The organism is Streptomyces sp. NPDC104202, assembly GCF_055584185.1.
Map to the genome: position 1 here is coordinate 76838 of NZ_JBVJMN010000009.1, position 25899 is coordinate 102736.

At 70.3% G+C, this 25899-nt stretch carries 32 protein-coding genes; 3 read left to right on the forward strand and 29 right to left on the reverse strand.

The genetic code is table 11. The features are described from left to right. Nucleotides 1-15: 15 nt before the first annotated feature. The 6 genes from alr to ACZ60W_RS08850 all read right to left on the reverse strand — a co-directional run bounded on the left by alr (nucleotide 16) and on the right by ACZ60W_RS08850 (nucleotide 6831). Nucleotides 16-1164: an alanine racemase gene (gene alr / locus ACZ60W_RS08825; protein ID WP_469754674.1), complete on the reverse strand. Its 1149-nt coding sequence runs from the start codon at nucleotides 1162-1164 to the stop codon at nucleotides 16-18. 20 nt (nucleotides 1165-1184) lie between these two features. Beyond that, nucleotides 1185-2036, reverse strand: a complete 852-nt coding sequence (locus ACZ60W_RS08830; RefSeq protein WP_469754675.1) for a L,D-transpeptidase — start codon at nucleotides 2034-2036, stop codon at nucleotides 1185-1187. Nucleotides 2037-2163: 127 nt separating this feature from the next. After that, complete coding sequence (locus tag ACZ60W_RS08835; RefSeq protein ID WP_469754676.1) at nucleotides 2164-3612, reverse strand: NAD(P)H-hydrate dehydratase; 1449 nt, start codon at nucleotides 3610-3612, stop codon at nucleotides 2164-2166. A 99-nt stretch (nucleotides 3613-3711) separates the two neighbouring features. Continuing rightward, a complete protein-coding gene (locus tag ACZ60W_RS08840; RefSeq protein ID WP_469754677.1) occupies nucleotides 3712-4080 on the reverse strand; it encodes a holo-ACP synthase in 369 nt (122 codons plus the stop codon). A gap of 8 nt (nucleotides 4081-4088) precedes the next feature. After that, nucleotides 4089-5936, reverse strand: coding sequence for a glutamine--fructose-6-phosphate transaminase (isomerizing) (glmS, locus tag ACZ60W_RS08845; RefSeq protein WP_469754678.1), 1848 nt, complete (start codon nucleotides 5934-5936; stop codon nucleotides 4089-4091). 109 nt (nucleotides 5937-6045) lie between these two features. After that, the gene (locus tag ACZ60W_RS08850; RefSeq protein ID WP_469754679.1) at nucleotides 6046-6831 is read right to left on the reverse strand and encodes a hypothetical protein; all 786 of its coding nucleotides are present in this window, start codon (nucleotides 6829-6831) and stop codon (nucleotides 6046-6048) included. Nucleotides 6832-7014: 183 nt separating this feature from the next. On the opposite strand from ACZ60W_RS08850, the gene coaA reads away from it, so the two are divergent. After that, on the forward strand, nucleotides 7015-8037 hold the full coding sequence (gene coaA / locus ACZ60W_RS08855) for a type I pantothenate kinase (RefSeq protein ID WP_469754680.1): 1023 nt from the start codon (nucleotides 7015-7017) through the stop codon (nucleotides 8035-8037). A gap of 18 nt (nucleotides 8038-8055) precedes the next feature. Next, a complete protein-coding gene (locus ACZ60W_RS08860; RefSeq protein WP_469754681.1) occupies nucleotides 8056-9006 on the forward strand; it encodes a DUF389 domain-containing protein in 951 nt (316 codons plus the stop codon). Nucleotides 9007-9101: 95 nt separating this feature from the next. Here the strand turns inward: ACZ60W_RS08860 and glmM are convergent, their stop codons facing one another. The 4 genes from glmM to ACZ60W_RS08880 form a co-directional block, all read right to left on the reverse strand. Then, nucleotides 9102-10460: a phosphoglucosamine mutase gene (gene glmM, locus ACZ60W_RS08865; protein WP_469754682.1), complete on the reverse strand. Its 1359-nt coding sequence runs from the start codon at nucleotides 10458-10460 to the stop codon at nucleotides 9102-9104. Between the two features lie 117 nt (nucleotides 10461-10577). Beyond that, entirely contained in the window at nucleotides 10578-11090 is a 513-nt protein-coding gene (gene rpsI / locus ACZ60W_RS08870) for a 30S ribosomal protein S9 (protein WP_015035601.1), read from the reverse strand. Between the two features lie 44 nt (nucleotides 11091-11134). Further along, a complete protein-coding gene (gene rplM / locus ACZ60W_RS08875; protein WP_033201974.1) occupies nucleotides 11135-11578 on the reverse strand; it encodes a 50S ribosomal protein L13 in 444 nt (147 codons plus the stop codon). 261 nt (nucleotides 11579-11839) lie between these two features. Then, the gene (locus tag ACZ60W_RS08880; protein ID WP_469754683.1) at nucleotides 11840-13462 is read right to left on the reverse strand and encodes an ABC-F family ATP-binding cassette domain-containing protein; all 1623 of its coding nucleotides are present in this window, start codon (nucleotides 13460-13462) and stop codon (nucleotides 11840-11842) included. Between the two features lie 56 nt (nucleotides 13463-13518). On the opposite strand from ACZ60W_RS08880, the gene ACZ60W_RS08885 reads away from it, so the two are divergent. Continuing rightward, nucleotides 13519-14523, forward strand: coding sequence for a hypothetical protein (locus tag ACZ60W_RS08885; protein ID WP_469754684.1), 1005 nt, complete (start codon nucleotides 13519-13521; stop codon nucleotides 14521-14523). Here ACZ60W_RS08885 and truA read toward each other — a convergent pair. The 19 genes from truA to rplX all read right to left on the reverse strand — a co-directional run bounded on the left by truA (nucleotide 14494) and on the right by rplX (nucleotide 25898). Next, nucleotides 14494-15351 (reverse strand): tRNA pseudouridine(38-40) synthase TruA, encoded by an 858-nt coding sequence (truA, locus tag ACZ60W_RS08890; protein ID WP_469754685.1) that lies wholly within the window; start codon nucleotides 15349-15351, stop codon nucleotides 14494-14496. The genes ACZ60W_RS08885 and truA overlap by 30 nt on opposite strands. An 80-nt stretch (nucleotides 15352-15431) precedes the next feature. Continuing rightward, the gene (gene rplQ, locus ACZ60W_RS08895) at nucleotides 15432-15896 is read right to left on the reverse strand and encodes a 50S ribosomal protein L17 (protein WP_017239591.1); all 465 of its coding nucleotides are present in this window, start codon (nucleotides 15894-15896) and stop codon (nucleotides 15432-15434) included. Between the two features lie 142 nt (nucleotides 15897-16038). Beyond that, on the reverse strand, nucleotides 16039-17061 hold the full coding sequence (locus tag ACZ60W_RS08900; protein WP_024755423.1) for a DNA-directed RNA polymerase subunit alpha: 1023 nt from the start codon (nucleotides 17059-17061) through the stop codon (nucleotides 16039-16041). 158 nt (nucleotides 17062-17219) lie between these two features. Then, the gene (gene rpsK, locus ACZ60W_RS08905) at nucleotides 17220-17624 is read right to left on the reverse strand and encodes a 30S ribosomal protein S11 (protein WP_003956432.1); all 405 of its coding nucleotides are present in this window, start codon (nucleotides 17622-17624) and stop codon (nucleotides 17220-17222) included. 66 nt (nucleotides 17625-17690) lie between these two features. Then, nucleotides 17691-18071: a 30S ribosomal protein S13 gene (gene rpsM, locus ACZ60W_RS08910; protein ID WP_017239590.1), complete on the reverse strand. Its 381-nt coding sequence runs from the start codon at nucleotides 18069-18071 to the stop codon at nucleotides 17691-17693. Between the two features lie 203 nt (nucleotides 18072-18274). After that, the gene (gene rpmJ, locus ACZ60W_RS08915; RefSeq protein WP_003956441.1) at nucleotides 18275-18388 is read right to left on the reverse strand and encodes a 50S ribosomal protein L36; all 114 of its coding nucleotides are present in this window, start codon (nucleotides 18386-18388) and stop codon (nucleotides 18275-18277) included. A gap of 63 nt (nucleotides 18389-18451) precedes the next feature. Continuing rightward, the gene (infA, locus tag ACZ60W_RS08920) at nucleotides 18452-18673 is read right to left on the reverse strand and encodes a translation initiation factor IF-1 (protein ID WP_003956442.1); all 222 of its coding nucleotides are present in this window, start codon (nucleotides 18671-18673) and stop codon (nucleotides 18452-18454) included. A 184-nt stretch (nucleotides 18674-18857) separates the two neighbouring features. Then, the gene (gene map, locus ACZ60W_RS08925) at nucleotides 18858-19709 is read right to left on the reverse strand and encodes a type I methionyl aminopeptidase (RefSeq protein ID WP_469754686.1); all 852 of its coding nucleotides are present in this window, start codon (nucleotides 19707-19709) and stop codon (nucleotides 18858-18860) included. Nucleotides 19710-19805: 96 nt separating this feature from the next. Continuing rightward, a complete protein-coding gene (locus tag ACZ60W_RS08930; RefSeq protein ID WP_469754687.1) occupies nucleotides 19806-20453 on the reverse strand; it encodes an adenylate kinase in 648 nt (215 codons plus the stop codon). After that, nucleotides 20453-21772, reverse strand: coding sequence for a preprotein translocase subunit SecY (gene secY / locus ACZ60W_RS08935; RefSeq protein WP_367827707.1), 1320 nt, complete (start codon nucleotides 21770-21772; stop codon nucleotides 20453-20455). The genes ACZ60W_RS08930 and secY overlap by 1 nt, the downstream gene beginning before the upstream one ends. Nucleotides 21773-21985: 213 nt before the next feature. After that, entirely contained in the window at nucleotides 21986-22441 is a 456-nt protein-coding gene (gene rplO, locus ACZ60W_RS08940; protein WP_189800377.1) for a 50S ribosomal protein L15, read from the reverse strand. 1 nt (nucleotide 22442) lies between these two features. Next, entirely contained in the window at nucleotides 22443-22625 is a 183-nt protein-coding gene (gene rpmD / locus ACZ60W_RS08945; RefSeq protein WP_015035589.1) for a 50S ribosomal protein L30, read from the reverse strand. Next, nucleotides 22625-23227, reverse strand: a complete 603-nt coding sequence (rpsE, locus tag ACZ60W_RS08950; RefSeq protein WP_015035588.1) for a 30S ribosomal protein S5 — start codon at nucleotides 23225-23227, stop codon at nucleotides 22625-22627. The genes rpmD and rpsE overlap by 1 nt, the downstream gene beginning before the upstream one ends. A gap of 45 nt (nucleotides 23228-23272) precedes the next feature. Next, nucleotides 23273-23656, reverse strand: a complete 384-nt coding sequence (gene rplR, locus ACZ60W_RS08955) for a 50S ribosomal protein L18 (protein ID WP_017239584.1) — start codon at nucleotides 23654-23656, stop codon at nucleotides 23273-23275. Nucleotides 23657-23659: 3 nt separating this feature from the next. Next, complete coding sequence (gene rplF / locus ACZ60W_RS08960) at nucleotides 23660-24199, reverse strand: 50S ribosomal protein L6 (protein ID WP_121830637.1); 540 nt, start codon at nucleotides 24197-24199, stop codon at nucleotides 23660-23662. Between the two features lie 21 nt (nucleotides 24200-24220). After that, nucleotides 24221-24619, reverse strand: coding sequence for a 30S ribosomal protein S8 (rpsH, locus tag ACZ60W_RS08965; protein ID WP_015035585.1), 399 nt, complete (start codon nucleotides 24617-24619; stop codon nucleotides 24221-24223). A 222-nt stretch (nucleotides 24620-24841) separates the two neighbouring features. Then, entirely contained in the window at nucleotides 24842-25027 is a 186-nt protein-coding gene (locus tag ACZ60W_RS08970) for a type Z 30S ribosomal protein S14 (protein WP_003948630.1), read from the reverse strand. A gap of 5 nt (nucleotides 25028-25032) precedes the next feature. After that, a complete protein-coding gene (rplE, locus tag ACZ60W_RS08975) occupies nucleotides 25033-25590 on the reverse strand; it encodes a 50S ribosomal protein L5 (protein WP_026058276.1) in 558 nt (185 codons plus the stop codon). Continuing rightward, nucleotides 25587-25898 carry a 50S ribosomal protein L24 gene (gene rplX, locus ACZ60W_RS08980; RefSeq protein ID WP_015035583.1) on the reverse strand — a complete coding sequence of 104 codons (312 nt, stop codon included), beginning with the start codon at nucleotides 25896-25898 and terminating at the stop codon, nucleotides 25587-25589. The genes rplE and rplX overlap by 4 nt, the downstream gene beginning before the upstream one ends. Between the last annotated feature and the right edge of the window lies 1 nt (nucleotide 25899).

Sequence of the window (25899 nt, forward strand, 5' to 3'; positions counted from 1 at the left end):
CCCCCTCGTGCGTCGCTACGCGTCCAGATAGACGCGCGGCACGCGCGCGCCGATCCGGGTGACGATCTCGTACGCGATGGTGTCCGCCGCCACCGCCCAGTCCTCGGCCGTCGGCTCGCCCCGCTCCCCGCTGCCGAAGAGCACCGCCTCGGTGCCCGGCTCGGGGGTGTCGCCGTCCAGGTCGACCACGAACTGGTCCATGGCGACCCGCCCGGCGACCGTACGGACCCGGCCGCCGACCAGGACGGGCCCGCGGCCCGACGCGTGCCGGGGGACGCCGTCGGCGTACCCCAGGGGGACGAGGCCCAGGGTGGTCTCGCGCTCCGTGACGTAGTGGTGCCCGTAGCTCACCCCGTGCCCGGCCGGCACCTCCTTGACCAGCGCGACGCTCCCCTTCAGCGCCATTACCGGCCGCAGGCCGAGCTCGGCGGAGGTGCCGAGCTCCGGGCTCGGCGACACGCCGTACATCGCGATGCCGGGCCGCACCAGGTCGAAATGGGCCTCGGGCAGGGTCAGGGTGGCCGGCGAGTTGGCGATGTGCCGCACCTCCGGCTCGACGCCCGCCTTCTCCGCGTGGTCCAGCATCGAGCGGAAGACGTCGAGCTGCGCGGCGATCGACGGGTGGTGGGGCTCGTCCGCACAGGCGAAGTGCGACCACAGTCCCGTCACCTTGACGAGGCCCTGCGCCTCCGCCTTCAGGGCCTCGGTGACGAGCTCGGGCCAGTCGGCGGGCTGACAGCCGTTGCGCCCGAGCCCGGTGTCGGCCTTCAGCTGGATCCGCGCCCGCCGGCCCGTCGCCTCCGCGGCGGCGACGACCTCCCGCAGCGCCCACATCCCGCTCACGGACATGTCGAGACCCGCCTCGATGCCGCGGTCCCACGGGTCGCCGGGCGTCCAGAGCCAGCACATCACCGGCACGTCGGTGATCCCGGCGGCCCGCAGCGCCAGCGCCTCCTGCGGGGTGGCCGTGCCCAGCCAGTCCGCGCCGGCCTCCAGCGCGGCCCGGGCACAGGGCACCGCGCCGTGTCCGTACGCGTCGGCCTTGACCACGCCCATGATCCGGACGTGGGGGGCGACGCGGGCGCGCAGCGTGCGGACGTTGGCACGCAGCGCACCGAGGTCGATCTCGGCGCGGGCTCTGCGGGGCGGCGGTGTCTCAGTCATCGCGCCCAGTCTCTCAGGTGTCAGCCGCCCGGCCGCTTCCCCCAGATGTAGACCCGGTCACCCTTCTTGAGGACGCCCCAGAGTTTCTCCGCGTTCCGGTAGCTCAGATTGACGCAGCCGCGGCTTCCCGTCGGCGTGGCGAGCTGCCCGTACACGGCATGGAACGCCTGCCCGCCGTCGAAGAACTGGGCGAACGGCATGGGGGTGTCGTAGATGGACGACCAGTGGTCCTTGTGGCGCCAGTACACCGACTTCCAGCCCGTCCGGGTCGCGTACCCGGGGCGCCCGCTGCGGATGTTCACCACGGGGAACGTGACCTTCTTCCCCTTCTGCACCCACATCAGCTGGCGGTCCAGGTCCACGCACGCCACCGGGTACGTCCGCACCGGGCACCGCTTCGCCGGGTCCAGCGACTTCCGCGCCGCGAGCAGCTCCGCCCTCGCCCATGTCACCGGCCCCGCGTACCCGTTCGCCGGCTTGATCTTCTCCCGCACCTGGAAGGCCCGGATCGCCTTGCAGTCCGCCACGGACTGCCTCCCGTCCGCCCTCAGCCCCAGCAGCCGCTCCACGCGCCGCTGGTGGCTCCCCGTGCTCGCCGTGCAGGCCGCCCCCACGGCGCTCCGCGGCATGAACTCCACCTCCCCCTCCTCCGTCGCCTCGGGCTCCGGCACCGGCACCTCCCCCTCCGGCTGGAGCGGGGGCAGGACCTGGTCGGGCGTGTCCATCGGATACTCCGGCCGCCCGCCCCCCTCCACCCCGGGCACCAGCTCCCCCACGGTCTGCTCCCCGGCCTCGGGCCCCTCGGCCGGGGGCGCCGCCACGGCGGCCCCCACCGGCCCCCAGGCCATCACCGCGGCCAGCACCCACGACATCTGCGCTCTGCGACTTCTCCCATTGATCACCCCACCCACCCCATCGACCCGCCGCCCGCCCCGCGCGCCGGAACCGGCCACTGGCCCAACGGCTTCCCCCGACCGTGGGCCCTGCGCCCCGGAGGGGTTACGCCGGGGCCCCGGCCGTCACGTCGAGCCAGGCCGGACGCAGGGCGTCGGCGACGTCGGTGGCCGTGATCGGCGCGGAGTGCGAGGAGGCGCGGCGGGCGGCGAGGCCGTGGAGGTAGGCGCCGCAGGAGCCCGCGTCCGGGGCGGACAGTCCGGCGGCGAGCAGGGCGCCGGAGAGACCGGACAGGACGTCTCCGCTGCCCGCGGTGGCGAGCCAGGAGGTGCCGGTCGGGTTGACGCGCACGGGACCGCCGTCCGGGCCGCACACGAGCGTCGTGGAGCCCTTGAGCAGGACCGTCGCGCCGAAGCGGTCCGCGAGCGTCCGGACGGCTTCGAGGCGCCCCGCCTCGACCGTCTCCCGGGCGACGCCGAGCAGCGCCGCCGCCTCCCCCGCGTGCGGGGTCAGCAGGGTGGGCGCGCCGCGGCCCCGCACGGCCGCCGGGTCGAGGCCGCGCAGGCCGTCGGCGTCGACGAGGACGGGGACGTCGGCGGCGAGCACCTCGGCGACGACGCCGGTGTCGTCGCCGACGCCGGGGCCGACGACCCAGGCCTGCACCCGGCCGGCCCTGGCCGGCGGCCCGGCGTGGACCAGGGTCTCGGGATGCGCGGCGATCACCGCGTCGCCGGCCGGCCCGACGTACCGGACGGCCCCGGCGCCGCCCCGCAGCGCCCCGGCCACGGCCAGGACGGCCGCGCCGGGATAGCGGGCGGAACCGGCGACGACGCCGAGCACGCCGCGCCGGTACTTGTCGCTCTCCGCGCCCGGCGCCGGCAGCAGCCGGGCGACGTCCTCGTGCTGGAGCGCCTCCAGTGCGGGGACGCCCGGCAGGACGGGGCCGAGGCCGATGTCGACGAGCCGCAGCGCCCCGGCGTACCCGCGGGCCGGGTCGACGAGCAGCCCCGGCTTGTACGTGCCGAAGGTGATCGTCGCGTCCGCCCGCAGCGCCTCCCCGCCGACCTCGCCGGTGTCGGCGTCGACGCCGCTGGGCAGGTCGACGGCGACGACGACGGCGCCGGAGCCGCGCGCGGCCCGGGCGACGGGGACGGCGTCGGGGCGCAGGCCGCCGTGGCCCCCGATGCCGGTGATGCCGTCGAGCACGAGGTCGGCGGCGGCGAGCGCGTCGAAGGGGTCGTCGGTGGTCCGGCCGCCCGCGGCCCGGAGGGCCGCGAGCCCGCCCTCGTGCGCCCGGGCGCCGAACAGCACGGCCGTGACGCCCGCCCCGCGCCGGGCGAGGCGCGCGCCCGCGTAGAGGGCGTCGCCGCCGTTGTCGCCGCTGCCGACGAGGAGCACGACCCGCGCCCCGTACACCCGCCCCTTGCCGAGGAGCGAGAAGCAGGCCGCCGCGAGTCCGGCGGCGGCCCGCTGCATGAGGGCGCCTTCGGGAAGGCGGGCCATGAGGGCGGCCTCGGCGGCCCGAACGGTCTCGACGCGGTGAGCGGTTCGCATGCTCCGCAGTCTGCCGCAGTCCCCGTCCCCCCGCCCGGCACGCGCAGGGGCCCGGCCGTCCGCGGACGACCGGGCCCCTGGTGGCGCCCCCGCGGGGCGTCAGCCCTCGGCGATCACCACCGCCGAGGCCACCCCCGCGTCGTGGCTCAGCGAGACGTGCCAGTGCCGGACGCCGAGCTCCGCGGCGCGGGCGGCCACGGTTCCCCGGACGCGCAGCCTCGGCCGGCCGGTGCCCTCGACGTACACCTCGGCGTCCGTCCAGAGCAGCCCGCCCGGTGCGCCGAGCGCCTTCGCCAGGGCCTCCTTCGCGGCGAACCGCACCGCGAGCGAGGCCGGGCCGCGCCGCTCGCCGCTGGGGAGCAGCAGCTCGCCCTCGACGAAAAGGCGCTGGAGCAGCCCGGGCGTGCGCTCGATCGACGCGGCGAAGCGGTCGATCTCCGCCACGTCGATCCCCACCCCGATGATCATCTGTTACCTCACTCCACGGTCACTGATTTGGCCAGGTTGCGCGGCTGGTCCACCTCGTTGCCCCGCGCGGTGGCGAGCTCGCAGGCGAAGACCTGGAGCGGCACCGTGGAGACCAGCGGCTGGAGCAGCGTAGGCGTGGCCGGGATCCGGACGAGGTGGTCGGCGTACGGGACGACGGTCTCGTCGCCCTCCTCCGCGATGACGATGGTGCGCGCCCCCCGGGCCCGGATCTCCTGGATGTTGGAGACGATCTTGTCGTGGAGGACGGAGCGGCCCTTCGGCGAGGGGACGACCACGACGACGGGCAGGTCCTCCTCGATGAGCGCGATCGGCCCGTGCTTGAGCTCTCCCGCGGCGAAACCCTCGGCGTGCATGTACGCCAGTTCCTTGAGCTTCAGGGCGCCCTCCAGGGCCACCGGGTAGCCGACGTGGCGGCCGAGGAAGAGGACGGTGTCCTTGTGCGCGAGGGACCGGGCGAGGGCCCGGACGGGCTCCATGGTCTCCAGGACCCGTTCGACCTCGTCGCCGATGCGGGCGAGCTCGCCGATGACGGCGTGGATCTCGTCGCCCCACTTGGTGCCGCGGACCTGGCCCAGGTACAGCGCGAGCAGGTAGCAGGCGACGAGCTGGGTGAGGAAGGCCTTGGTCGATGCGACGGCGACCTCGGGCCCGGCGTGCGTGTAAAGCACGGCGTCCGATTCCCTGGGGATGGTGGAGCCGTTGGTGTTGCAGACGGCGAGCACCTTCGCGCCCTGCTCGCGGGCGTGGCGGAGAGCCATCAGGGTGTCCATGGTCTCGCCGGACTGGGAGATGGCGATGACGAGGGTGTTCCGGCCGAGGATCGGGTCGCGGTAGCGGAACTCGCTGGCGAGCTCGACCTCGCAGGGGATGCGGGTCCAGTGCTCGATGGCGTACTTGGCGATCATCCCGGCGTGGAAGGCGGTGCCGCAGGCGATGATGACGATCTTGTCGGCCTCGCGGAGCACGGTGTCGGGGATGCGCACCTCGTCGAGGGTGAGCCGTCCGGCGGCGTCGATCCGCCCCAGGAGGGTGTCGGCGACGGCCTTGGGCTGCTCGGCGATCTCCTTGAGCATGAAGTAGTCGTAGCCGCCCTTCTCGGCGGCGGAGGCGTCCCAGTCGACGTGGTAGGCGCGCACGTCGGCGGGGGCCCCGTCGAAGTCGGTGACGGTCACGCCGTCCCGGGTGAGCTCGACGACCTGGTCCTGGCCGAGCTCGATCGCCGAGCGGGTGTGGGCGATGAAGGCGGACACGTCGGAGGCGAGGAAGTTCTCGCCCTCGCCGACGCCGACGACGAGGGGCGAGTTGCGGCGGGCGCCGACGACCACGTCGGGCTGGTCGGCGTGGACCGCGACGAGGGTGAACGCCCCGTCGAGGCGCCGGCAGACCAGCCGCATGGCCTCGGCGAGGTCGCCGGCGGAGGAGAACTCCTCCGCGAGGAGGTGGGCGACGACCTCGGTGTCCGTCTCGGAACGGAGGTCGTGGCCGCGGTCGGCGAGCTCCTCGCGCAGGGCGGCGAAGTTCTCGATGATGCCGTTGTGGACGACGGCGACGCGCCCGGCGTTGTCGAGGTGGGGGTGCGCGTTGGCGTCGGTCGGCCCGCCGTGGGTGGCCCACCGGGTGTGCCCGATGCCCACGGAGCCGCCGGCAAGCGGCCGGTCCACGAGTTCCTTCTCCAGGTTGACGAGCTTGCCCGCCTTCTTGGCCGCGGCGAGCCCCCCGTCGGAGAGCACCGCGACACCGGCCGAGTCGTAACCCCGGTATTCGAGCCGTTTGAGGCCCGCGACCACTACGTCAAGTGCCGACTGCCCGCCGGCATATCCCACGATTCCGCACATGGCGGCAGCCTAGGACGGAAGCCGGCCGGAGGGCCGGAGTCGGCCCGGTTCGGCGGCCGCGCGTCGGCCCGGGGGCCCGCGCGGCCGCCGCCGGCCCCCCGGGAGGCGGCTAGCCGAGCTTGGCGGCCTGGGCCTCGACGACGGGCGTCGGCAGCTCCTTGACCCCGCCGGGGGCGAAGCTGACGGTCGAGAACGAGGCGAGCGCGTTGCCCTTGCGGAAGACGACGAGCTTGCTGACGAAGGGCTCGCCCTCCAGGTCGGTGGTGACGGTGAAGGCGACGGCCTCGTCCCCCGCGGTGACGCTCTCGACGGCGACCTTGGTGACCTTCGTCCTCTCGGCGCCGTGGACCACGGAGAAGCCGCCCGCGCACTCGGTGCCGGCGGTCTTCACCGCGGCGAAGGCGGACGGGGCGTCCTGGCCGTCGTACGAGCCGAGGGTCACCGCCGTCATCTGGACGCCGAGCGCGCCGAGCACGGCGTCCTCGGGCGCCGCCGAGGCGTCCTCGGGCGCCGCCGAGGCGTCCTTCCTCGGCTCGGCGAGCACCTGGCGCCGGGCCGTCGCGGAGGCCGGGCCGGGCGAGACGAAGGACATCGCGTGGGCGATCGGCACACAGGCGGCCTTGTCGGAGGTGACCTTGTCCGCGGTCACGACGTCCGCGGCATCGGCCTTCTGCACCTGGTAGCCCTTGAGGTCGGCCGTCTCGACGACGAGCTCGTCCAGCTCGGCGGCGGACAGGGCCTTCGCCGGGGGCGCGTCGGCGGTGGCGGAGGCGCTGGGCGCGGCGGTCTTCCCGGCCTCCCCGCCGCCGCCCTCCCCGCCGCCGCACGCGGTGGCGAGCAGGGCGAGGGAGACGGCGGTGGCGGCGACGGCGGCGTTCCTGACGGACGTGCGCATGGGTGGTGACCCTCTGTCTCTCGGTGGTCCTCAGCGTGCCGCCGGCGGCGGCTCCCCCCGCGTGAGGGACGGGAGCCCACGCGGCACCAGCATGATCGCCCGCGGGCGATGACCGGACAACGGCTTTTGCGGCGTGACCGACCCCACCGTCCACGGACGCCGCCGACCCCCGACAATGGCGGGGTGATCACTTCGCCGCCACGAAGCTCCCACGGAGACGGCCGCCGCGACGGCGCCGGGAACGGGGCCGGCCACCGCCGGCCCGCCGAGGCGACCCCGTACGTCGACTTCACCCGTGCCGAGTGGAGCGCCCTGCGCGACAAGACGCCGCTCCCGCTCACCGCCGACGAGGTCGAGCGGCTGCGCGGTCTGGGCGACGTCATCGACCTCGACGAGGTGCGGGACGTCTATCTGCCGCTCTCCCGGCTCCTCAACCTGTACGTGCAGGCCACCAGCGGTCTGCGCGGCGCGCTCAACACCTTCCTCGGGGAGAGCGCCGAGCAGCGGGGCACGCCGTTCGTCATAGGGGTCGCCGGTTCGGTGGCCGTCGGCAAGTCGACGGTCTCCCGCCTCCTCCAGGCGCTGCTGGCCCGCTGGCCGGAGCACCCCCGGGTGGAGCTGGTCACCACGGACGCCTTCCTCTACCCGATGGAGGAGCTGAAGGCGCGCGGCCTGATGTCCCGCAAGGGCTTCCCCGAGTCGTACGACCGCCGGGCGCTGACCCGGTTCGTCGCGGACATCAAGGCGGGCAAGGACGAGGTGACCGCCCCGGTCTACTCGCACCTGATCTACGACCGGGTGCCCGGCGAGCGGCTGGTCGTGCGCCGCCCCGACATCCTGATCGTGGAGGGCCTGAACGTCCTCCAGCCGGCCCTGCCCGGCAAGGACGGCCGCACCCGCGTCGGCCTGGCCGACTACTTCGACTTCTCGGTGTACGTGGACGCGCGCGCCGAGGACATCGAGCGGTGGTACCTCAACCGCTTCCGCAAGCTCAGGGACACCGCCTTCCAGGACCCGTCCTCGTACTTCCGGCGCTACACCCAGGTCTCCGAGGACGAGGCGCTCGACTACGCCCGCACGATGTGGCGGACCATCAACAAGGTGAACCTGCTGGAGAACGTGGCCCCGACCCGCGGCCGCGCGACGCTCGTCGTCCGCAAGGGCGCGGACCACAAGGTGCAGAAGCTGAGCCTGCGCAAGCTCTGAGATCCGTAAGCTCGGCCCATGCTGCATTTGCGGATGATCGTCCCGGCGGACCGCACCACGGCCGCGGTCGAGCTCATCGAGTCGACGGTCGGCACCACGCACCTGGTGGTGCTGCCGGGCGTGGCGCGGGAGCCGGCCGGCGACCTGGTCCTGTGCGACACGGCGCGCGAGTCGGCCGACGAACTGCTGCACAAACTGCGGGAGATGCAGATCGACCGGGACGGGTCGATCGCGGTGGAGAGCATCGACCTGTCGATGTCCACGCGGGCGGACACGGCCGAGGAGGAGGCGCCGGGCGAGGGCGCGGACGCCGTGATCTGGGAACAGCTGGCGGAGGCGACCCACGAGGAGTCGACGCTCTCCTTCACCTATCTGTCGTTCATGGGGCTGGCGACGATGATCGCGGCCTGCGGTGTCGTCCTGGACAACGCGATCCTGATCGTGGGTGCCATGGCCGTCGGACCGGAGTTCGGGCCGCTCGCCGGGGTGTGCACGGCGATCGTGCAGCGGGCGCCCCGGCTGGCGGCCCGCTCACTGATCGCGCTGCTCATCGGCTTCGCGACGGCGATCCTGGCCACGACCCTGTTCAGCGTGGTGATGGACTGGATGGGCCTGTTCAGCCAGTCCATGCTCGACGCGGACCGCCCGCAGACCAGCTTCATCTGGCAGCCCGACCTGTTCTCCTTCGTGGTGGCGCTCCTCGCGGGCGCGGCCGGCACCCTCTCGCTGACCTCGTCGAAGTCGGGTGCCCTGGTGGGCGTGGCGATCTCGGTGACGACGGTCCCGGCCGGGGCGAACGCGGCGGTGGCGCTGAGCTACGGCGAGGTCGGGCAGATGGGCGGGTCGATCGGGCAGCTGCTGCTCAACCTGCTGGGGATCATGCTGGCGGGTACGGCGACCCTGGCCCTGCAGCAGCGGCTGTGGCGGACCCAGCGCGGACGGCTCAAGCGCCGGCTGCGCAGGGGCTGACACCGGCCCGGGACACCTCGTACGAAAGGGCCCGCCGCACCGTGGATCCGGTGCGGCGGGCCCTCACGCAACTGCATGACGGTGCTTCAGAAAGGTTATCCCAGCGCGGACTTCACCGCGTCCGCGAGTCGCTGGGCGACCGCGCGGGCCTGCTCGATGTCGGCCGCCTCGACCATGACGCGGACCAGCGGCTCGGTGCCGGAGGGGCGCAGCAGGACGCGGCCGGTGGCGCCGAGCTCCTGCTCGGCGGCGGTGACGGCGGCGGCGAGGTCGCCGGAGGTCGCCACCCGGGACTTGTCGACGTCGGGGACGTTGATGAGGATCTGCGGCAGCCGCTCCATCACGCCGGCGAGGTCCGCGAGGCTCTTGCCGGTGGCCGCGACCCGGGCGGCCAGCATGAGGCCGGTGAGGGTGCCGTCGCCGGTGGTGGCGTGGTCGAGCACGATGACGTGGCCGGACTGCTCGCCGCCGAGGGCGTAGCCGTTCTCCTTCATGGACTCCAGGACGTAGCGGTCGCCGACCGCGGTCTGGACGAGGGTGAGGCCCTCGCGCTCCATGGCGAGCTTGAAGCCCAGGTTCGACATGACGGTCGCGACGACGGTGTCGCCCCGCAGCGTGCCGGCCTCGCGCATCGCGAGCGAGAGCACGGCGAGGATCTGGTCGCCGTCGACCTCGTTGCCCGCGGCGTCCACCGCGAGGCAGCGGTCGGCGTCGCCGTCGTGGGCGATGCCCAGGTCGGCGCCGTGCTCGACGACGGCCGCGCGGAGCAGGCCGAGGTGGGTGGAGCCGCAGCCGTCGTTGATGTTGAGGCCGTCCGGCTCGGCGCCGATGGTGACGACCTGGGCGCCGGCGCGGGCGAAGGCCTCGGGCGAGACGCGGGCGGCGGCGCCGTGGGCCTCGTCGAGGACGATCTTGAGGCCGTCGAGCCGGTTGGGGAGGACGGAGATCAGGTGCGCGACGTAGGTCTCGAAGCCCTCGTCGTAGTCGCGGACGCGGCCGACGCCGGCACCGGTGGGGCGCTCCCAGGGGGCGCCGGTGCGGTGCTCCTCGTACACGGCCTCGATCTTGTCCTCCAGCTCGTCGGCGAGCTTGTGGCCGCCGCGGGCGAAGAACTTGATGCCGTTGTCGGGCATGGCGTTGTGGCTGGCGGAGAGCATCACGCCGAGGTCGGCGCCGAGGACGCCGGTGAGGTGGGCCACGGCCGGGGTGGGCAGCACGCCGACGCGCAGCACGTCGACGCCGGCGCTGGCCAGGCCCGCCACGACGGCCGCCTCCAGGAACTCCCCGGACGCGCGGGGGTCGCGGCCGACCACGGCGGTGGGCCGGTGGCCCTCGAAGGTGCCCGCCTCGGCCAGCACGTGCGCCGCCGCGACGGACAGGCCGAGCGCCAGCTCCGCCGTCAGGTCCGCGTTGGCCACGCCGCGTACGCCGTCCGTGCCGAAGAGTCGTCCCACAGCTGTCCTCCGAGAAATACGTGCCCGAGCCGAAAAAGAAAGGGGTTATGAAAAAACGTACGCCCCGACGGCACGGGCAGTGCCGCCGGGGCGTACGAGAACAGTCCGAGCAGGCGATTAACGCTTGCTGTACTGCGGGGCCTTACGGGCCTTCTTGAGACCGGCCTTCTTGCGCTCGACCGCACGGTCGTCGCGGGAGAGGAAGCCGGCCTTCTTCAGCGCCGGGCGGTTGTTCTCGACGTCCGCCTCGTTCAGCGCACGGGCCACGCCGAGGCGCAGGGCGCCGGCCTGGCCGGAGACACCGCCACCCGCGATGCGGGCGATGACGTCGTAGCGGTTGTCGAGCTCGAGCACCTTGAAGGGCTCGTTGACTTCCTGCTGGTGCACCTTGTTGGGGAAGTAGTCCTCAAGGGTGCGACCGTTGATCTTCCACTTGCCGGTGCCCGGAACGATCCGGACGCGGGCGATGGCGTTCTTGCGACGGCCCAGGCCGGCGGCCGGCTGCGGGTCGCCGAAGCGGGACGCGAGCGACTCGGAGGTGTACTCACCCTCGACGAGCTCGGTCTCGGTGGTGTACTCCTCGACGCCCTCGAACTCGTCGACGGGGGTCTCGGGGGTGGTCTCGGCCACGATGCTCCTCAGATTTCTTTCGTTCTTAGGGGGTGTGGCCGGAACTACTGCGCGACCTGGGTGATCTCGAACGGAACCGGCTGCTGCGCAGCGTGCGGGTGGTTCTCGCCCGCGTAGACCTTCAGCTTCGAGATCATCTGACGGCCCAGGGAGTTCTTGGGGATCATGCCCTTGATGGCCTTCTCGACGGCCTTCTCGGGGTTCTTGTCCAGCAGCTCGTCGTAACGGACGGAGCGCAGACCACCCGGGAAGCCGGAGTGGCGGTACGCCAGCTTCTGGGTCTTCTTGTTGCCGGACAGGTGGACCTTGTCGGCGTTGATGATGATGACGAAGTCGCCCATGTCCATGTGGGGGGCGTAGACCGGCTTGTGCTTGCCTCGCAGGAGGTTCGCAGCCGTGGTCGCCAGACGGCCCAGGACAACGTCCTGCGCGTCGATGATGTGCCACTGGCGAGTGACATCGCCGGGCTTGGGGCTGTACGTACGCACTTCGTAGCCTTCGCTTCTTCAGTGGATGGAGTCCAGACACACCTGAAGCGATCATGCAGCTGGGGCCTGCACTGCCGGGAACGACGCCCGTATGCGAGCCACTGGTAACTGCTCCAGGGAACCTGCGCCCGGCTCCTTCGCGTGAGAACGACGAAGCCAAGACGCATAACAAACCGCAACAGTACCCGCGCCGCCCCCGACCGGTCAAAACGCCCCGACCCGCCGGGCGCGCAGCCGCCCCGGCCGCCCGGCCGGCCCCGGTCAGCGGTCCCGCTCGACCCGTCGCTCGTCCCAGACCGGCTCGGTGGTCTCACGGACGACGCCGTCCGAGCCGAAGACCAGGAAGCGGTCGAAGGACTTGGCGAACCAGCGGTCGTGCGTGACGGCCATCACGGTCCCGTCGTAGGACTCCAGACCGTCCTGGAGGGCCTCGGCCGACTCCAGGTCCAGGTTGTCCGTGGGCTCGTCCAGCAGCAGCGCCGTGGTGCCGGCGAGCTCCAGGAGGAGGATCTGGAAGCGGGCCTGCTGCCCGCCCGAGAGCTTGTCGAAGGGCTGGTCGCCCTGGCGCTCCAGCTCGTACCGGCGCAGCACGGACATGGCCTGGCCGCGGTCCTTGGCGTGCTCCGACCACAGGATGTCGACGAGCGGCCGCCCGGCCAGCTCCGGATGGGCGTGGGTCTGCGCGAAGTGACCGGGCACGACCCGTGCGCCGAGCTTCCAGACGCCCGTGTGGGCGACCGACTCGTCACCGGCCAGCAGCCGCAGGAAGTGCGACTTGCCCGAACCGTTCGAGCCGAGGACGGCGACCCGCTCCCCGTAGAAGATCTCCAGCGAGAAGGGCTTCATCAGACCCGACAGCTCAAGGTTCTCGCAGGTCACGGCCCGCACGCCGGTCCGCCCGCCGCGCAGCCGCATCCGGATGTCCTGCTCGCGCGGCGGCTCCGGCGGCGGACCCGCCTCCTCGAACTTCCGCAGCCGGGTCTGCGCCGCCGCGTACCGCGAGGCCATGTCGTGGCTGACCGCCGCCGCCTGCCGCAGGTTGAGGACCAGCTTCTTCAGCTGGGCGTGCTTCTCCTCCCAGCGGCGCTTGAGCTCCTCGAAGCGGGCGAACCGCTCCCGGCGCGCCTCGTGGAAGGTGTCGAAGCCGCCGCCGTGCACCCAGACGTCCGAGCCGGCCGGGCCGGGCTCGACCGCGACGATCTTCTGCGCGCCCCGGGAGAGCAGCTCCCGGTCGTGGGAGATGAAGAGCACCGTCTTGCGGGTCTCCCGCAGCCGCTCCTCCAGCCACCGCTTGCCGGGGACGTCGAGGTAGTTGTCCGGCTCGTCCAGGAGCAGCACCTCGTCGGGGCCGCGCAGCAGCGACTCCAGGACGAGCCGCTTCTGCTCGCCGCCGGAGAGCGTCCGCACCTGACGGAACTGGGCCTTCTCGTACGGCACGCCGAGCGCGGCCATGGTGCAGATGTCCCAGACGGTCTCCGCCTCGTACCCCTGCACCTCGGCCCAGTCGCTGAGGGCCTGCGCGTAGGTCATCTGCGCGGCCTCGTCGTCCACGGTCATGATCAGGTGCTCGGCCGCGTCGACCGCCTTCGCGGCCTCCCGGATGCGGGGCTGGGCGACCGAGACCAGCAGGTCGCGGACGGTGGACTCGTCCCGCACGGAGCCGACGAACTGCGGCATCACGCCGAGCCCGCCGCTGACGGTGACGCTGCCGCCGTGCGGCTGGAGCTCCCCGGAGATCAGCCGGAGCAGGGTGGTCTTGCCGGCGCCGTTGGCCCCGACGAGGGCGACGACGGCGCCCTCCCCGACCCGGAAGGAGGCGTCCCCGAGGAGGACCCTCCCGTCGGGAAGGTAGTACTCCAGATGCGCGGCCTCGACATGTCCCATGAGGTGCATTGTCGCCGCCCGCGTCCGCTCCGCCCAACCGGTTTAGGATGCGCGGCATGAGCTTTGGGGGACCGCAGTGGCCGCAGGAGCCGCAGCAGCAGGGGCAGCAGGGGTACGGACAGCAGCCCGGGCAGGGACAGCAGGGGTACGGCGGACAGCAGGGGTACGGGCAGCAGCAGCCTTACGGGGGGCAGCAGGGCTTCGGGCAGCCGAACCCCTTCCCCGGCGCCCAGGAGCCCTTCCCGGGCGCCCAGGGCGGCGGCTCCACCCCTGACTGGGGCGCCCTCGCCGACGCCTCCGCCAGCCGCGGCCGCCGCAAGCGCTGGCTGCTGATCGGCGGCGGGGTCCTGGCCACCCTGGCGGTGGGCGCGATCGTCGCCACCGCGGTGGTCGCGACGAACAAGAACAACGACGCGTCGAAGAACGGCGGCGGGGGCACCACCGGCACGGTCTCCCCCACCGGCACGCCCACCCCCGAGCCGACCTTCTCCTCGGTGGCCCCGCCGCCCCCGCCGAACCCGATGGACTACATCTCGGACCCGAAGAAGGACAAGGCCCCGCTGTCCGCCGAGGGTCTCTTCCCCGGCAAGCAGCTGACCATGAACAAGCGCCCCTACAAGAAGGGCGCGACCTCCTCGACGACGAACTGCGCGGCCGTCACCCAGGGCGGTCTCGGCACCGTCCTCAAGAACAACGGCTGCCAGCGCGTGCTGCGCGCCACCTACGTGAAGGACGGCGTGGCGATCACCGTCGGCGTGGCCGTCTTCCCCTCCGAGGCCGCCGCCCTCAAGGCGAAGGGCCAGGCCGCCGGCGGCATCGCCCCGCTCGTCGGCGCCGGCGTGGGCGACTTCTGCCACGCCACCGTCTGCCTGCGCCGCTCGAACTCGATCGGCCGGTACGCGTACTTCACCCAGGCCGGTTTCACCAACGGCAAGAAGGTCACCAAGGCCGACCGGCCCGTCTTCCAGGCCAGCGACGACCTCGGCACCTTCGCCTTCAACCAGATCTACGCCCGCGGCCGCTCCCAGGCCTCAGCAGCAGCCGGCGCTCCCGGGGAGTGACCGCTTGTTCCTGGCCTCCACGCTGCGGGCGGCCAGGAGCTCGTCGGCCGGGTAGCCGACCTCCTCCAGGGTGAGGCCGTGCGGCCGTACGACGTGCACGGCCGAGTCCCGGACGCCGGCGGCCAGCACCTTGCCCGGCCAGTCCACGGGCCGGTGGCCGTCGCCGACGAACAGCATCGCGCCGACCAGCGAGCGGACCATGTTGTGGCAGAAGGCGTCCGCCTTGACGGTCGCCTCCAGGATCCCGTCGTCCCGCCGCTCCCAGCGCAGCTCCTGCAGGGTGCGGATGGTGGTCGCGCCCTCGCGCTTCTTGCAGTACGCGGCGAAGTCGTGCTCGCCGACCAGCGCGGCGGCCGCCTCGTTCATGGCGTCCATGTCGAGGGCCCAGTCGTGCCACAGGACGTGCCCGCGCAGCAGCGGGTCGACGCCGCCGGGGTCGTCGGTGACCCGGTAGGCGTAGCGGCGCCAGACCGCGGCGAACCGGGCGTTGAAACCGGCCGGGGCCTCCTCGACCCGCCACACCCGGACGTCGTGGGAGAGCCGTCCCGCGAGCCGCCGCAGCAGCTTGTCGCGGTGCTCGGCCCACAGCTCCAGGGGCAGGTCGACGTGGGCCACCTGGCCGCGGGCGTGCACCCCGGCGTCGGTCCGGCCGGCGACGGTCAGCTCGTACGTCTCCTGGGAGCGGGTCACGGTCCGCAGGGCGTCCTCGATGTCCCCCTGCACGGTCCGCCGCCCCTGGGACTGCTTGGCCCAGCCGGAGAAGTCCCTGCCGTCGTACGACAGGTCAAGCCGTACCCGTACGTATCCGTCCTGCACGTCGTCGCTCACGCGGAAATCCTCTCAGAGACACGGGAGCGGGCCCGCACCCCAGGGGGTACGGGCCCGCACACGAGAAAGGTCAGGAACGCTTACGCGTCCTTCGACTCCTCGGCCGGAGCCTCGGCGGCCGCGTCGGCCTCCTTGACGGCGCGCACGGTGGCGGCCTCGGCCTCGGCGACGGTCGCCTTCTTGGCGATCTCGCCCTCGACCAGCTCGATCACGGCCATCGGGGCGTTGTCGCCACGACGGTTGCCGATCTTGGTGATGCGGGTGTAGCCACCGGGACGCTCCGAGTAACGCGGGGCGATCTCGGTGAAGAGGGTGTGGACGATCCCCTTGTCGGTGATCGACTGCAGCACCAGGCGACGGTTGTGGATGTCGCCCTTCTTCGCCTTGGTGATCAGGCGCTCGGCGACCGGACGCAGGCGACGGGCCTTGGCCTCGGTCGTGGTGATGCGGCCGTGCTCGAAGAGCGACTTCGCCAGGTTGGCGAGGAGCAGCTTCTCGTGCGCGGCGGAACCGCCGAGGCGGGCACCCTTCGCGGGACGCGGCATGGTGTTTCTCCTTGATGTCTGCCTCGGCCGTACCAGGTACCGAGGTCAGTATCCGAGCGGGCGGTCGCCCGTCGAAGACCCGCGCCCCCGGAGGGGCGCGGGGAACTGCGTGACCGGCCGGAGCCGGTCCGCAGAAGATCTACTAGTACTGCTCGGTCTCGACGAAGCCGGCGTCCGCGTCGTCGTCGGCGCCGAAGGCGTCGGCGGCGGCGGTCGGGTCGAATCCGGGCGGGCTGTCCTTGAGGGCCAGGCCCATGCCGGCCAGCTTCGCCTTGACCTCGTCGATCGACTTCGCACCGAAGTTGCGGATGTCGAGCAGGTCGGCCTCGGAACGCGCCACGAGCTCACCCACGGAGTGGATGCCCTCGCGCTTGAGGCAGTTGTACGAACGAACGGTGAGCTCGAGCTCCTCGATCGGCAGCGCCAGGTCGGCGGCGAGGGCGGCGTCCGTCGGGGACGGGCCCATGTCGATGCCCTCGGCGTCGATGTTGAGCTCGCGCGCCAGACCGAACAGCTCGACCAGGGTCTTGCCGGCGGACGCCATGGCGTCGCGCGGGCGCATGGCCTGCTTGGTCTCGACGTCGACGATCAGCTTGTCGAAGTCGGTGCGCTGCTCGACACGGGTCGCCTCGACCTTGTACGTGACCTTGAGCACCGGCGAGTAGATGGAGTCGACCGGGATGCGGCCGATCTCCTGGCCCGCCTGCTTGTTCTGCACGGCGGAGACGTAGCCGCGACCGCGCTCGACGGTCAGCTCCATCTCCAGCTTGCCCTTGCCGTTGAGCGTGGCGAGGACGAGGTCGGGGTTGTGCACCTCGACACCGGCCGGGGGCGCGATGTCGGCGGCGGTGACCAGACCCGGGCCCTGCTTGCGCAGGTACATCACGACCGGCTCGTCGTGCTCCGAGGAGACGACCAGCTGCTTGATGTTGAGGATGAGGTCGGTGACGTCCTCCTTGACGCCCGGCACGGTGGTGAACTCGTGCAGGACGCCGTCGATGCGGATGCTGGTGACAGCGGCACCCGGGATCGAGGACAGGAGGGTACGGCGGAGGGAGTTGCCGAGGGTGTAGCCGAAGCCCGGCTCCAGCGGCTCGATCACGAACCGGGAGCGGAACTCGTCGACGACCTCTTCGGTCAGCGACGGACGCTGAGCGATCAGCATGTCTCTGTGTCCTTCAGTCGTGGACGCCCACTATTTGACGCCCGACGGTCACCGGGCGGCAGCCCGGTGGATGTGCGGTACTTCTGCTTACTGCAAGGGTACGGGCGGCACGGTCCGAAGAGCCGTACCGCCCGAAGTCCTGATCAAGCAGCCGTGCGTCAGACGCGGCGGCGCTTGGGGGGACGGCAGCCGTTGTGCGGCGTGGGGGTGACGTCCTGGATCGAACCGACCTCGAGGCCCGTGGCCTGGAGGGAGCGGATCGCGGTCTCACGGCCGGAGCCGGGACCCTTGACGAAGACGTCGACCTTGCGCATGCCGTGCTCCTGCGCGCGGCGGGCGGCCGACTCGGCGGCCATCTGCGCGGCGAAGGGGGTGGACTTGCGCGAGCCCTTGAAGCCGACGTGGCCGGCGGAGGCCCAGGAGATCACGTTGCCCGAGGGGTCCGTGATCGAGACGATCGTGTTGTTGAACGTGCTCTTGATGTGCGCGTGGCCGTGAGCGACGTTCTTCTTTTCCTTGCGGCGCACCTTCTTGGCAGCGCCCTGACGACCCTTGGGGGGCATCTATAACTCCTACGGGAGGTGGTCGGTCCTACAGCGAAGACCGCTTGGTCAAGCGTCCGCTGAGGACTACTTCTTGCCCGGCTTCTTCTTGCCGGCGATGGCGCGACGCGGGCCCTTGCGGGTACGAGCGTTCGTGCTGGTGCGCTGGCCGCGGACGGGCAGGCCACGACGGTGGCGGAGGCCCTGGTAGCAGCCGATCTCGACCTTGCGGCGGATGTCGGCGGCGATCTCGCGACGGAGGTCACCCTCGGTCTGGAGGTTGGCGTCCACGTACTCGCGGATCTTGACGAGGTCTTCCTCGGCAAGGTCGCGGACACGGGTCGACGGGTTCACGCCGGTCGAGGCGAGGATCTCCTCGGACCGGGTACGCCCGATGCCGAAGACGTAGGTGAGTGCGACCACCACACGCTTTTCGCGCGGGATGTCAACACCGGAAACGCGTGCCATTCAATGGCTCCTGTGTTCTCGGGGGTCTGCTGCAGAACCGCTCCCGACCGCCGACCGTCCCCAGCGGGACAGTGGTACGTCCGGGTCCCCGGCCCCCGCCGGAGGTGCCGTCAACCGTGGAACACGGCCCGACGGGCTCTGCGTATGTACGTATTGCTATGCGTCGCGCGAAGAACTGCGAAATGCAGGTCGGTCGGCGTGCGTCAGCCCTGGCGCTGCTTGTGGCGCAGGTTGTCGCAGATGACCATGACCCGGCCGTGACGGCGGATCACCTTGCACTTGTCGCAGATCTTCTTGACGCTCGGCTTGACCTTCATGGGATGTGAGGTTCTCCGGGTCAGTGCCACCACCCGCGCGCGAAGGCGGGGTGCGGGCAAGATCTACTTGTACCGGTAGACGATCCGGCCACGCGTCAGGTCGTAGGGAGAGAGCTCCACCACGACCCGGTCGTCCGGAAGGATTCGGATGTAGTGCATCCGCATCTTGCCGGAGATGTGCGCGAGGACCTTGTGACCGTTCTGGAGCTCCACCTTGAACATGGCGTTCGGGAGGGACTCGATCACGGTGCCCTCGATTTCGATGGCACCTTGCTTCTTGGCCACGCTTCGCCTTTCGAATCGGCTACCTTGATCGACTCTCGACGCCGCATGCGGACACACGGGTACACGAGAGCCGACGCATCAGTCTACGTCAGGCCCCAGGAAAAGACGAATCGGGAAGTCTGCCCACGCGAGGAGATCCTTACGCAAGCCACCACGCCGAACTCCCGAAGCCTTCGCCGCACCCCTACGCCAGCGGGTCCGGCGCCGCCGTCACGCCCAGCTCGGCGAGCTTCGCCTTGCCGCCGTCGACGGCGGTGAGGACGAGGGGGCCCTCCTCGGTGAGGGCGATGGAGTGCTCCCAGTGGGAGGACCAGGTGCCGTCGGTGGTGATGACGGTCCAGTCGTCCTTCAGGACCTCGGTGTGCGGGGTGCCGAGGGAGACCATGGGCTCGATGGCGAGGCAGAGGCCGGGGACCAGCTTGGGGCCCTTGCCGCGCTTGCGGGAGACGTAGTTCAGGAGGTGCGGGTCCATGTGCATCTCGGTGCCGATGCCGTGGCCGCCGTAGTCCTCGATGATCCCGTAGCGGCCGAGGCTGTGGTCGCCCACCGCGGGCCGCGGCTGGCGCTTGACGTACGTCTCGATCGCCTTGGAGATGTCGACGAGGCGGTTGCCCAACTTCATGGCCGCGATGCCGGCCCACATCGACTCCTCGGTCACCCGGGAGAGCTCGACGAGCTCGGGCGCGTGCCCGGTGCCCACGAACGCCGTGTACGCGGCGTCGCCGTGCCAGCCGTCCACGATCGCGCCGGCGTCGATGGAGATGATGTCGCCGTCCTTGAGGACGGTCTTGTCGTCGGGGATGCCGTGGACGACCACCTCGTTCACCGAGGTGCAGATCGTCGCGGGGAAGCCGCCGTACCCGAGGAAGTTCGACTTCGCCCCGTGGTCGGCGATGACCTTCCGCGCCACCTCGTCCAGGTCCCTGGTCGTGGCGCCCGGAACGGCCGCCTCACGGGTCGCCGCGTGGATGGCGGCGACGACCAGGCCCGCCTCGCGCATCTTCGCGATCTGCTCGGGGGTCTTGATCTGCACCATCGTGGCCGGGGCCTTTCCATCGAGAACGGGGAACAGAACAACGATACGGCCGCGGCGCCCCCGAGGGGCACCGCGGCCGTATCGAACGAACCGGGGTTACTTCTTGAGCGCGGCCATCGCCTTCGCCGTGACCTCGTCCACCTTGCCGAGCGCCGAGATCGTCACGACCAGGTTCTGCGCCCGGTAGTAGTCGATGATCGGCTCGGTCTGCGTGTGGTAGACCTCCAGGCGCTTGCGGACCGTCTCCTCGGAGTCGTCCGCACGCTGGTACAGCTCGCCGCCGCAGACGTCGCAGACGCCCTCGGCCTTCGGCGCGTTGTACTCCACGTGGAAGACGTGCGCGCTGTCGTTGCGGCAGATGCGGCGACCCGCGATCCGCTTCACGACCTCGTCCTCGGGGACCTCCAGGTCCAGCACCGCGTCGAGCTGCATGTCCTCGGCCTTCAGGACCACGTCCAGAGCCTCGGCCTGAGCCACGTTGCGGGGGAACCCGTCCAGCAGGAAGCCGTTGGCGGCGTCCGGCTGCTCCATCCGGTCCTTGGCCATCCCGATGGTCACCTCGTCGGGTACCAGGTCACCGGCGTCCATGAACGCCTTGGCCTTGAGACCCAGCTCCGTGCCCTGAGAGATGTTGGCACGGAACAGGTCACCCGTGGAGATGTGCGGGATGTCCAGGTTCCTGGCAAGGAACGCGGCCTGCGTACCCTTGCCGGCACCGGGCGGTCCGACGAGGACGATTCGCATCAGCGGAGGAACCCTTCGTAATTGCGCTGCTGGAGCTGGCTCTCGATCTGCTTCACGGTCTCCAGCCCCACACCCACGATGATGAGGATGCTCGTCCCACCGAAGGGGAAGTTGGCATTGGCGCCACCGAAGCCTGCCAACGCCATCGTCGGCACAAGAGCGATCAGACCCAAGTACAGCGAGCCCGGCCAAGTGATCCGGTTGAGCACGTAGCTCAGATACTCGGCAGTAGGTCGACCAGCCCGGATACCCGGGATGAAGCCACCATACTTCTTCATGTTGTCGGCGACTTCCTCGGGGTTGAACGAGATCGCCACGTAGAAGAAGGCGAAGAACACGATCAGGAGGAAGTAGGCGGCGATGTAATACGGGTGGTCACCCTTGACGAAGTGGGCTTCGATCCAGGTCTTCCACCCTGCGGTGGAGTTCGAGAACTGCGCGACCAGCGCCGGGATGTACAGCAGCGACGAGGCGAAGATGACAGGAATCACACCCGCCTGGTTCACCTTCAACGGGATGTAAGTGGACGTTCCGCCGTAGGAGCGCCGGCCGATCATGCGCTTCGCGTACTGCACCGGGATGCGCCGCTGGGCCTGCTCGACGAAGACGACGAGGGCCACCATCACGAAGCCGATGAGGATGACGGTGCCGAACTCGATCCAGCCCTTGGCGAGCTTGCCGCTCTCCTTGATGGCCCAGAGGGCGCCGGGGAAGCCGGCGGCGATCGAGATGAACATCAGGATCGACATGCCGTTGCCGATGCCGCGGTCGGTGATGATCTCGCCGAGCCACATGACGATGCAGGTACCGGCGGTCATCGTGATGACCATGGTGGCGATGGTGAAGATCGACGGGTCGGGGACGACCTGGTCGGCCACCGAGCAGCCGCTGAAGAGCGCGCCGCTCTTGGCGGTGGCGACGAGACCGGTGCCCTGGAGGACCGCGAGGGCGACGGTCAGGTACCGGGTGTACTGCGTGATCTTGGCAGTGCCGGACTGACCCTCCTTCTTGAGGGCCTCGAGGCGCGGGATCACGACGGTCAGCAGCTGCAGGATGATGCTCGCCGTGATGTACGGCATGATGCCGAGCGCGAAGATGGTGATCTGCAGCAGCGCGCCGCCACTGAACATGTTGACCAGGCCGAACAGGCTGTTGTTGCCCTCGCTGGCCTGCTTGACACACTGCTGGACGGCCTCGTAGCTGACGCCGGGGACCGGGATGTGGGCCCCGAGGCGGTACAGCACGATGATGCCGAGCGTGAAGAGCAGCTTCTTGCGCAGGTCGGGCGTCTTGAACGCCCGGGCGAACGCGGTGAGCACGGTGCCTCCTGCGACCCCCGCGCTATGCGTCAAGGGTGACGGTCTTGAGGTTCGACGATTAGGTATCGGTCATCAATTCCGTGCGGGCATACCGCACGGAGCCTAGACAGTGCACGCCACCTTACCGGCGACCGTGCCCCCCTAGGAACGACCAATCGGGGATGCCCCATTTGAGAGGCATCCCCGATCGGATGTTCAAGCCATCGAGTCGTCTCAGACGAGCTCGGTGACGGTGCCGCCGGCGGCGACGATCTTGTCCTTGGCGGAGCCGGAGACGGCGTCAACCGAAACCTGCAGCGCCACGGTGATCTCGCCGGTGCCGAGCACCTTGACGAGCTGGTTCTTGCGAACCGCGCCCTTGGCGACCAGGTCGGCCACCGTGACCTCTCCACCCTCGGGGTAGAGAGCGCCGAGCTTGTCCAGGTTCACGACCTGGAACTCGGTGCGGAACGGGTTCTTGAAGCCCTTGAGCTTCGGCAGACGCATGTGGAGGGGCATCTGCCCACCCTCGAAGCGCTGCGGAACCTGGTAACGGGCCTTGGTGCCCTTGGTACCACGACCGGCCGTCTTACCCTTGGACGCCTCACCACGACCCACACGGGTCTTCGCGGTCTTGGCGCCCGGGGCGGGACGGAGGTTGTGGGCCTTCAGCGGGTTGGTCTCCGCCATGTCAGTCAACCTCCTCGACCGTCACGAGGTGGCGGACGGTGTGCACCATGCCGCGGAACTCGGGGCGGTCCTCCTTGACAACCACGTCGTTGACCTTCTTGAGGCCGAGCGAGCGCAGGGTGTCGCGGTGGTTCTGCTTGCTGCCGATGTACGACTTCGTCTGCGTGACCTTGAGGCGAGCCATTACGCACCCGCCCCGGCACGCGCACGGAGCAGAGCCGCGGGAGCGACGTCCTCGAGGGGCAGACCACGGCGAGCCGCGATCTCCTCGGGACGCTGCAGGCCCTTCAGGGCCTCCACGGTCGCGTGCACGATGTTGATCGCGTTGTCGGAGCCGAGCGACTTCGACAGGATGTCGTGAACGCCGGCGCACTCGAGCACGGCACGCACCGGGCCACCGGCGATGACGCCGGTACCGGGGGAAGCCGGCTTGAGCAGGACGACGCCCGCGGCCTTCTCGCCCTGGATCGGGTGAGGGATGGTGCCCTGGATGCGGGGAACCTTGAAGAAGTTCTTCTTGGCTTCCTCGACGCCCTTGGCGATGGCCGCGGGAACTTCCTTGGCCTTGCCGTAACCGACACCTACGGTGCCGTCACCGTCGCCCACCACGACCAGCGCGGTGAAGCTGAAGCGGCGACCACCCTTGACAACCTTGGCGACGCGGTTGATCGCGACAACGCGCTCAACGTACGCGGTCTTCTCGGCGGCAGCGCCACCGTCGCGGCCCTTCCGGTCCCGCCGCTCGCCGCCACCGGCACCGCTCCCGCGGCGCTGGGGTCCAGCCATTGGATTACCTCTCTCTGTTACGTCCGTTAGTCCCGGAACCGGGGCTTAGAACTTCAGCCCGGCTTCGCGGGCGGCGTCAGCCAGAGCGGCAATGCGCCCGGCGTACCTGTTGCCACCACGGTCGAACACGACAGCCTCGACGCCGGCGGCCTTGGCGCGCTCGGCGACCAGGGAACCGACCTGCTTGGCCTGCGCGGACTTGTCGCCCTCGCCACCGCGGATCGACGCGTCCAGGGTCGACGCCGACGCAAGGGTGTGACCCTTGAGGTCGTCGATGACCTGAGCGGTGATGCCGCGGTTCGAGCGCGTCACGACGAGGCGCGGACGCTCCGCCGTACCCGACACGCTCTTGCGGATGCGGATGTGGCGGCGAGCCTTGGCGGCACGCTTGTAAGCGTCGCCCTTGGCGATCTTCACACCGTATGCCATGGCTTACTTACCAGCCTTTCCGACCTTGCGGCGGATGACCTCACCGGCGTACTTGACGCCCTTGGCCTTGTACGGGTCGGGCTTCCGCAGCTTGCGGATGTTCGCCGCGACCTCGCCGACCTTCTGCTTGTCGATGCCCTCGACCGAGAACTTGGTCGGCGACTCGACCTTGAACGAGATGCCCTCGGGCGCCTCGACCAGGATCGGGTGGCTGTAGCCGAGCTGGAACTCCAGGTTGGAGCCCTTCGCGGCCACGCGGTAACCGACACCGCTGATCTCGAGCGCCTTCACGTAACCCTGGGTCACACCGGTGATCATGTTGGCCACCAGCGTGCGGGACAGGCCGTGAAGGGCCTTGTTCTGACGCTCGTCGTTCGGACGGTTGACGTTGAGCACGCCATCCTCGCCCTTAACGATCTCGATCGGCGCGGCGACGGTGTGGCTCAGGGTGCCCTTGGAACCCTTCACCGTGACCGTGCGGCCCTCGATGGTGACGTCCACGCCGGCGGGAACCTGGATAGGCAGCTTGCCAATACGCGACATGAGCTTTCCTTCCTTTCCCGACTACCAGACGTAGGCGAGGACTTCCCCACCTACGCCCTTCTTGCCTGCCTGCTGGCCGGTCAGGAGACCGTGGGACGTGGAGATGATCGCCACGCCCAGGCCGCCGAGGACCTTCGGCAGGTTGGTGGACTTCGCGTAAACCCGGAGGCCGGGCTTCGAGATCCGCTTGATGCCCGCGATGGAGCGCTCACGGTTCGGACCGAACTTGAGCTCGAGGACGAGGTTCTTGCCGACCTCGGCGTCCTCGACCTTCCAGCCCGTGATGAAGCCCTCCTGCTGGAGGATTTCCGCGATGTGAGACTTGATCTTGCTGTGCGGCATCGTCACGGAGTCGTGGTATGCCGAGTTCGCGTTACGCAGACGAGTCAGCATGTCCGCGATCGGATCAGTCATGGTCATGAATTGGCCTTCGGCCTCTCTCGCCGGGGTTTCCTGTATGCGCCATCCCTCTCCCCACACAGGGGCGGGACGGGTGCGGCGCGGGGACCTACGGCGTAGTAAGTCGTACGGGCGGCGGACGCCCAACCCCACTAGCCTAAGGCATGCGGGGGTGGGCTTCCGCCGACCCAATGCTTACCGAGAGTCTCAGGTAATCCCTAACGTCCTATGGACGGGAGGGAGTTACCAGGAGCTCTTGGTCACGCCCGGCAGCTCGCCACGGTGAGCCATCTCACGAAGGCACACGCGGCACAGGCCGAACTTGCGGTACACGGAGTGGGGACGACCACAGCGCTGGCAGCGCGTGTAGCCACGCACGCCGAACTTGGGCTTGCGGGCAGCCTTCGCGATGAGAGCCTTCTTCGCCATCTCGCTTACGCCTCCTTGAACGGGAAGCCGAGGTGACGCAGAAGGGCACGGCCCTCGTCGTCGTTGGTCGCCGTGGTCACCACGGTGATGTCCATACCCCGGACACGGTCGATCTTGTCCTGGTCGATCTCGTGGAACATGACCTGCTCCGTGAGACCGAAGGTGTAGTTGCCACGCCCGTCGAACTGCTTGGGGGACAGACCACGGAAGTCGCGGATGCGCGGAAGCGCGAGCGACAGGGTGCGGTCGAGGAACTCCCACATGCGGTCGCCACGGAGGGTGACGTGCGCACCGATCGGCTGACCCTCACGCAGCTTGAACTGCGCGATGGACTTGCGGGCCTTGGTGATGGCCGGCTTCTGACCGGTGATGGTGGTCAGGTCACGGACGGCACCGTCCATGAGCTTCGAGTCACGGGCGGCGTCGCCGACACCCATGTTGACCACGATCTTCACGAGGCCGGGGATCTGCATGACGTTCTCGTAGGAGAACTCCTCACGCAGCTTGCCCGCGATCTCCTCGCGGTACTTCGTCTTGAGACGCGGAGTGGTGGTAGCCATCAGATGTCCTCACCCGTCCGCTTGGCAACGCGGATCTTGTTGCCCTCGTCGTCGAAGCGGTAACCGACACGCGTGACGACCTTCTTGCCGTCCTTCTCCACGACCAGCTGGACGTTGGAGACGTGGACCGGAGCCTCGGTCGTGACGATGCCACCGGCCTGCGACGGGCCGGCCTTGGTGTGCTTCTTGACCCGGTTGACACCCTCGACGAGGACGCGGTTCTCGCGGGGGAAGGCCGTGATGACCTTGCCCTGCTTGCCCTTGTCCTTACCGGTGATGACCTGGACCAGGTCGCCCTTCTTGATCTTCATG